Raw genomic sequence first — 7,284 nt, forward strand, 5'->3', positions numbered from 1 at the left:
TCCGCGTAGCTGCGTCCTTCCCTGGCCGAGGTGGTGGGTGTCAAGGGTCGAAACTTGTTTCGAGCCCGAAGGGCCGCGAAGCGCCCTTGACACCCACCACCTCGGCTAGCACCATCACGCAGCGGAGACCGCGCAACCACAGTCCCTCTACGCACCGGCGCAACCACATCACCAATGCACCCGCGCAACCACATCCGCCAAACAGTTGCCTGGAGCACCTACTTGCGATTGCGATCAGACGTCGTACGGCGTGTGCTGGACAAGTGCGGATGTTCCGGCAGACTGCAGGCATGGAGCGGAATCTGCCTTCGCCGTGTGTGGTGATTCTGGTCGGGCCAGGGGCGGCAGGGAAATCGAGCTGGGCGGCGGAGCGGTTCCAGGCGGACTTGATCGTGTCGAGTGATCGATTGCGGGCCTTGGTGGGAGCTGGGGAGGACGATCTGGCGGCTAGTGCCGATGCGTTCAGGTTGCTCGAGGAAGTCGTGCGGCAGCGGGTCGGTAGGCGGCTGACTACGGTGATCGACACGCTCGGGCTGGATGGGGAGCGGCGGCGGGGCTGGCTTGCGTTGGCCAAGGAGCATGGGTTGCCCTGTGTGGCCGTGGCCTTCGACACCCCCGCCGCCGAGTGTCGGCGGCGCAATCGGGAGCGGGTCAAGCGAATCCCCGCTGACGTGCTGACGAATCAGCTGAAGACCTGGACTGCGGTGAAGAAGGAGCTCCCCCAGGAGGGGTACGACGAAATACTTACGCCCGGCGCGATCCGCGTAGTACCGGAGGCGTTTGTCGGGGCTGATCTGGCCGCGCGGCGGCAGGAGGAGGCACCGACTGGGCTGAAGTTCGGGCTGCAGTTGAGCAGCTACACCCACAAGGGCGGACGGAAGACGACCGGCGAGTGGATCCGTCAGCTCGCGACCAGGGCCGAGGCGGCGGGCTTCGACAGCGTCTATGTGATGGACCATTTCCGGCAGATTCCGCAGGTCGGGCGCGCGTGGGACGACTTCCTGGAGAGCTGGACCACGCTCGGGTATCTCGCGGCCTGCACCGAGCGGGTCCGGATCGGGACGCTCGTTACCGGCATCACCTATCGCAACGTCGCACACCTCGGGAAGATCGCCGCGACACTCGATGTACTCAGCGGCGGTCGCGCGGTCTGCGGACTCGGCCTTGCCTGGTTCGAGGCGGAACACAAGGCCTATGGCTGGGATTTCCCTTCCGTCAGCAACCGGTACGCCGTACTCGAAGACGCCCTGCAGTTGCTCCCAGCCCTCTGGGGTCCGGGCAACAAGCCCTTCCACGGCAAGGTTCTCGACGTACCGGACACCACCTGCTACCCACGCCCGTTGCAGGAACCGCTCCCGATTCTCGTCGGCGGCAGTGGTGAACGGACTCTCAAACTGGCGGCGCGCTACGCAGATGCGGCCAACGTCTTCGGCGATGCCACCAATGTCAGACAGAAGGCAGAACTCCTTCAGCAGCAGGCAAAAGTTTTCGATCGCCCACCGATCACCCTGACGCAGCTGTCCACGACCTTGGTCGGCAAGGACCATCAGGACGTGACCGAGAAGGTCGACCGACTCCGCCCGCGCAACCAGGACCCCGCCCGGTACGCCGCTTCAGTCAACGCCGGCACGATCCAGGATCAGATCGGCAGGTTCCGCGAGCTGGCTGAGGCGGGCGCGGGCGAGGTGATGCTGAGTCTGCCCGATCTCGACGACGACCTCACCCCGCTCGACACGTTCGCCGAGGTGATCTCGGCGTTCCGCTAGCTATTCGTTGCCGTCCTTCAGCTCCAAGGCGAGCAGGGCGTTCTCGATCAGCTCGGGCATTGCCGGGTGGATCCAGTACTGGCCGCGCGCCATCGTGTGAGCGTCAAGACCGAAGCTCATCGCCTGGATCACCGGCTGGATCACGGTCGCCGCCTGCGGGCCGATCACGTGGCAGCCGAGCAGTTGCCCGGTCAACGGGTCAGCCAGGATCTTCGCGAACCCGGTGGTGTCCTCCATCGCCCAGCCGTACGCGATCGACGAGTAGTCCTCCCGGCCAACGACGTACCGGACGCCCTCCTCGATCGCCTGCTCCTCGGTCAGCCCGACAGACGCGACCTGCGGCGAACTGAAGACCGCGTGCGGCACGTAGCGGTGGTCCGCTTCGACCGGGTCCTCCGGGTGCAGCAGGTTGTGCTTCACCACCCGGGCCTCGTGGTTCGCGACATGCTTCAGCTGGTATGGCGAGGTCAGGTCGCCGAGCGCGTAGATCCCCTCGACCGCGGTCTCCTGGAACTCGTCCACCACGACCCGGCCGTCGTCCTCCACCTCGATCCCGGTGGCGCGCGGGTTCAGCAGATCCGAGTTCGACTTCCGCCCGACCGCGACCAGCACCTCGTCGACCACGAGCTCGTCCGGACCACCCGGGCTCAGCGTCTCCAGGGCGATGGCGCCATCGGACCGGCGTACGGCGCGAACGGTGTCGTGGTTCAGCCGGACGTCGTAATGCTTGCCGGCGAGTTCGGTGAAGCGGGTCGCGATCTCGGTGTCCTCGTGCCGCAGCATCAGGCCGGATCGTGCCAGCACGGTGACCTCGACCCCGAAGGACGAGAACACGTGCGCGAACTCGGCGGCGACGAACCCACTGCCGATGATGCCGAGGCGGCGCGGCAGGTTCTCCAGCCGCATGATCGTGTCGGAGGTGTGGTAGCCGACCTCCTCGAGCCCCGGGATGAACGGGATGATCGGCCGGCTGCCCGAGGCGAGCACGAACTTGTTCGCGGTCAGCACCCGCGCCTCGCCGTCGGGGGCAGTGACGGTCAGCTCACGCTCTGCAGTGAACCGCGCGGTGCCGTCGTACACGGTCACGTTCGCGTTGTTCGGATGATGCCGCCGGTACTCCGAACCGCTCGCCGAGATCGGGTCGATCCGCCCGAAGATGCGGTCCCGGATCTCCGGCCAGCGCACCCCGGTGAGCTTCTCGTCCACCCCGAACCGGGCGGTGTCGGACGGCACGCTCGCCAGGTCCGCGGTGTGCACAAACATCTTGGTCGGGATGCAGCCGACGTTCAGGCAGGTCCCGCCGAAGGTCCCTCGCTCGACGATCGCCGTCTTCCAATCCGCGAACTCGTGGGTGAGAACCGTGTTCCCGGAGCCGGTGCCGACGATGATCAAGTCGTAATGGGTCACACCTCATTGTGCCCGTGACCCACAACAACCAACCGGTCAGGCGACCTTGTCGGCGAGCAACTCGGTCTGCGGCAGGATCTCCAGCCTAGGACGGGGCAGCAGTCGCGGCCGGATCGTGAGGCCCTGGCGGCGGGAGAAGTAGATCACCGAGCCGACCGTGCCGAGCACCGTGAGCGCGCCGCCGACGATCAGCGACCAGCGGGCACCGAACTCCTGCCCGACCCAGCCGATGAATGGCGAGCCGATCGGCGTACCACCCATCAGGACGGTCATGTAGAGCGCCATCACCCGGCCCCGCATGGTCGGCTCGATGCCGAGCTGCATGGTCGCGTTGGCCGCGGTCAGCGTGGTCAGCGCGGCGAACCCGACCAGCGGGAGCACCAGGGCGTAGCTCAGGTACGACGGCATCACGCCGCTGATGACCACCATCACACCGAAGGCCAGCGCCGAACCGATCACCAGGCGGCCGCGGGTCCGGACCCGGCGAGCGGCCAGCAACGCACCGGCCAGGGACCCGATCGCCAGGATCGAGCCGAGGATGCCGTACTCCCCCGCGCCCTTGCCGAACGTGTGGGTCGCCATCAGCGCGGACGTCATCTGGAAGTTCAGCCCGAAGGCGCCCGCGAAGAACACCGCGACCAGCACCATCATCAGGTCGGGCCGACGCCACAGGTAGCGCATCCCGTCCCGGATCATGCCCTTCTCCCGGCCGGCCGGCTTCGGGGTGTGCAGTTCGCTCGGACGCATCAGGTAGAGCGACACGATCACCGCCGCGTAGCTGAACCCGTTGATCATGATCACCGGGCCGGTGCCGATCCAAGCGATCAGCAGCCCGGCCAGGCCGGGGCCGATCAGCCGGGCGGCGTTGAAGGACGCCGAGTTCAGGCCGACGGCGTTGGACAGCTCGTCCTTGCCGACCATCTCGACCACGAACGACTGCCGGGTGGGCGCGTCGAACGCAGTACCGATGCCGAACACGAAGGCCAAGGCATACACGTGCCAGGCCTCGACGACCCCTGCCACGGTCAGGGTGCCGAGCACCAGGGCCACGGCACCCATCGCGAACTGGGTGATCGTCAGCACCCGGCGCTTGGGGAACCGGTCCGCGATCAGGCCGGCGTACGGCGAGATCAGCAGCGCCGGGAGGAACTGCAGTCCGGTCACGATGCCGAGCGCCGTACCGGAGTGGGTCAGCTCCAGGACCAGCCAGTCCTGGGCGACCCGCTGCATCCAGGTGCCGACGTTCGAGATGATCGCGCCGGAGGCGTAGAGACGGAAGTTTCGGACGTGGAACGCGCGGAAGGTCGGACTCATGTGGCCGCCAGGCGTTCGAGAACAGGTGCTGCCTTGCGCAGGATGTCGCGCTCCTCGGGGGTGAGTTTCTTGAGTTTGTTCTGCAGCCACTCGTCGCGGCGCCGGCGGTTCGCGTGCAGCAGCGTGTGCGCCGCCTCGGTCAGCTCGACCACGATCTGGCGCTTGTCGGTCGGGTGCGGACGGCGGACCACCAGGCCCGCCTCCTCCATGTTCGACACGATCCGCGTCATCGACGGCGGCTTGACCTGCTCGTGCGCGGCCAGCTCGCCGATCGTCATCGCGTCATGTTTGCCCAGGGCACCGAGCACGCCGAGCTGGTTCGCGGTGAGGTCGTGACTGTCCACCCGTTGCCGGCGGATCTGCCGGGACAACCGCAGCGTGGAAGACCTCAGGGCACTGGCGAGCCCGACATCACTCTTCACCTGCTGGGCTACGACTGTAGGCATATCGTTAGCTTAACTCATTACCTTTGCTAACAAAAATTCCTTACCGGTCAGCCCCACTATCCGGACGGATGGCTACTTCAACTTGCCTTGAAGGTGGCTGGGACCCGAGAGCGGTTAGGCTCCGCTGCCATGGAGACACCTCCGGAGCTGGCCCGGTACGAGCAGCGGTTCCGGCGGGCGGGGCTGCCGTTGTTCATCGAGGACTTCTCGCCCACGCACGACATCTTCACCCGGGCCACGCCACTGCTCGCACTGGTGTTCCTCGCGGAGATCCTCGGCGCCACCTCGCTGACCTGGCCGTTCTGGGCCAACCTGCTCGCGGTGTTCGGCGGGCTGGCCGTACTGATCGGCGGCTTCGGCGTGCTGAACAGGGTGCGCGGCCGGCCGTTCTGGTCGCTGCCGACCCGCTTCGGGATTCCCGAACTGGCGGCGTTCGTGCTGCTGCCCGCGTTGCTGCCGCTGGTGACGCAGGGTCAGCTCACGCAGTTCTTGGGGATCGCCTTCGGCAACCTGGTCCTGGTCGGCCTGGTCTATGTCGTGGTCGGCTACGGCCTGATCGGTACGACGTTCTGGGGGCTCCGGCGGCTCGCCACGGAGCTCGCGAACTCCGTGGCGAGCCTGGTCCGGGCCCTTCCGCTGCTGCTCGTCTTCTCCCTGGTGCTGTTCGTGAACACCGAGATGTGGCAGGTGTTCTCCGGCATGCCGGTCGAGTTCATCGTCTTCTCGGCGATCGCCTTCGCCCTACTCAGCGACCTCTTCCTGATGCTGCGACTGCCGAAGGAGCTGGACCAGATCGAGCGGGACGCCGGCTCCGGCCCGCCGCTGCGCCGGATCCAGCGACTGAACCTCAGCATCAGCCTGATCACCCGCCAATGGATGCAGGTGCTGGTGGTGAGCGCCGGGGTCGGGTTGTTCTTCGTCGCCTTCGGCATGATCGCGATCAGCCAGCACATCTACGACTCCTGGGGAATCCAGCCGGGCAGCTGGTCGTACGAGTTCACCCTGCTGAAGCACCCGGTGCTGATCAGCGCAGCCCTGGTGAAGGTTGCCGTCGGCATAGCGAACTTCACCGGCCTGTACTACTCGATCTCGCTGATGACGGACTCGACGTACCGGACCGACTTCCTCGACAACGTCAGCGACGAACTCCGCGAACTGTTCGCCGACCGCGCGAAGTACCTCGAACTCCGCACCCGGCTACTCCCCGCCGAGCAGCTTTAGGCCTTCAGCGCGTCTTTCAGGAACTGCAACTGGTGCCGCATCAGACCCTCCGCTGTGGCTACGTCTGTTGGCATGTGCGTTGCGCCGGACAGTGGCAGGACCTGGTGGGGTCGCCCGGCCGCCAGGAGTGCGGCCGACATCCGCAGAGTGTGCGCCGCGACCACATTGTCGTCGGCGAGGCCGTGGACGAGCAGGAGCGGTCTGGTGAGCTTGGCCGCGTCGCTGATCGGCGAGGACCGCTCGTAGTCCTCCGGGTGCTCGTCAGGATGACCGAGGAATCGCTCGCGCCAATGGGTGTCGTACAACCGCTGGTCACTGGGCGCCGCGCCGGACACAGCAGCATGGAAGACATCCGGCCTCCGCAGTACTGCGGCCGCGGCGAGCGTGCCTCCGTAGCTCCAGCCGGTGATCCCGACCCGGCTCAGATCAAGATCAGCGCAGTACTCCGCGGCCGCGTGCAAGGCGACCACCTGATCCTCGAGCGGAGCCGTCAACGTGTCGCGGTGGACCGTCTTCTCCCAGGCGGGACCACGTCCCGGCGTACCGCGGCCGTCGGCGATCACCACGGCGAACCCGGCCTCGGCGTACCACTGCGCGTTGAAGAACCAGAACCCGCTGACCCTCATCGCGAGTTGCAACGCCGGCCCGCCGTACGGCGCCATCAGGACGGGCAGAGCGTCGCCCGGGTTATGCCAGGACGGCAGGAGCAAGGCGGTGCGGAGCTCCCGCTCACCAGCTCGCAGCCAGGTGATGCGCGGAGTGAAGTCAGGCGTTGCCCCGAGCGACTCAATCGGTGCAGCCGGACGCCCCTCACGGTGGACAACGAAGGACCTCCCAACCTCGGTATTCGAGGCGATAAGAAGCGCGGTGGACGACGTGAGGCGAGGCGCGGCGTTCGAGGTGACGCCGAGCCCGGTGTTCGACGTGCTGCGGGGTGGGGCGCCGTTCTCTTGCTGGTGCTCCGTTGAAGTGTTCGCGCTGGTGCCGGTGTGGGTGCCTGGGGTCTGGGTTAGGCGGCGTAGGCCGGCTTCGTCGTGGAGCCAGAGGTGGCGCTCGGTGGGTTCGTCGGTTGCCTCGAACAGGATCGACTCGCCCTTCACTTCCAGGACGTTGCGGAGTTGCAGGCCGTC

At 66.7% G+C, this 7,284-nt stretch carries 6 protein-coding genes; 2 read left to right on the forward strand and 4 right to left on the reverse strand.

Annotated features, from left to right (window positions below; translation table 11 throughout):
• Positions 1-290 precede the first annotated feature (290 nt).
• Positions 291-1,766, forward strand: a complete 1,476-nt coding sequence (locus tag VFG33_RS37110; RefSeq protein ID WP_325057708.1) for an LLM class flavin-dependent oxidoreductase — start codon at positions 291-293, stop codon at positions 1,764-1,766.
• Here the strand turns inward: VFG33_RS37110 and VFG33_RS37115 are convergent, their stop codons facing one another.
• The 3 genes from VFG33_RS37115 to VFG33_RS37125 are packed head-to-tail and all read right to left on the reverse strand — an operon-like array spanning position 1,767 to position 4,933.
• The gene (locus VFG33_RS37115) at positions 1,767-3,173 is read right to left on the reverse strand and encodes a mycothione reductase (RefSeq protein WP_325057709.1); all 1,407 of its coding nucleotides are present in this window, start codon (positions 3,171-3,173) and stop codon (positions 1,767-1,769) included.
• A gap of 36 nt (positions 3,174-3,209) precedes the next feature.
• The gene (locus tag VFG33_RS37120) at positions 3,210-4,487 is read right to left on the reverse strand and encodes an MFS transporter (RefSeq protein WP_325057710.1); all 1,278 of its coding nucleotides are present in this window, start codon (positions 4,485-4,487) and stop codon (positions 3,210-3,212) included.
• Positions 4,484-4,933 (reverse strand): MarR family winged helix-turn-helix transcriptional regulator, encoded by a 450-nt coding sequence (locus VFG33_RS37125; RefSeq protein ID WP_325057711.1) that lies wholly within the window; start codon positions 4,931-4,933, stop codon positions 4,484-4,486. Before VFG33_RS37125 ends, VFG33_RS37120 begins: the two co-directional genes overlap by 4 nt.
• Before the next feature lie 129 nt (positions 4,934-5,062).
• Between VFG33_RS37125 and VFG33_RS37130 the strand changes: the two genes are divergently transcribed.
• On the forward strand, positions 5,063-6,154 hold the full coding sequence (locus VFG33_RS37130) for a hypothetical protein (RefSeq protein WP_325057712.1): 1,092 nt from the start codon (positions 5,063-5,065) through the stop codon (positions 6,152-6,154).
• Here VFG33_RS37130 and VFG33_RS37135 read toward each other — a convergent pair.
• On the reverse strand, positions 6,151-7,284 hold a 1,134-nt coding region (locus VFG33_RS37135), incomplete at its 5' end, for an alpha/beta hydrolase family protein (protein ID WP_325057713.1). The two genes, VFG33_RS37130 and VFG33_RS37135, sit on opposite strands and share 4 nt — an antisense overlap.

It is taken from the genome of Kribbella sp., assembly GCF_035687465.1.
GTDB lineage: Bacteria > Actinomycetota > Actinomycetes > Propionibacteriales > Kribbellaceae > Kribbella.

Bases quoted from the DNA above. Each gene is read 5' to 3' on its own strand.
- VFG33_RS37125 (WP_325057711.1), bottom strand. From the start codon at position 4,933: ATGCCTACAGTCGTAGCCCAGCAGGTGAAGAGTGATGTCGGGCTCGCC.
- VFG33_RS37110 (WP_325057708.1), top strand. From the start codon at position 291: ATGGAGCGGAATCTGCCTTCGCCGTGTGTGGTGATTCTGGTCGGGCCA.
- VFG33_RS37120 (WP_325057710.1), bottom strand. From the start codon at position 4,487: ATGAGTCCGACCTTCCGCGCGTTCCACGTCCGAAACTTCCGTCTCTAC.
- VFG33_RS37130 (WP_325057712.1), top strand. From the start codon at position 5,063: ATGGAGACACCTCCGGAGCTGGCCCGGTACGAGCAGCGGTTCCGGCGG.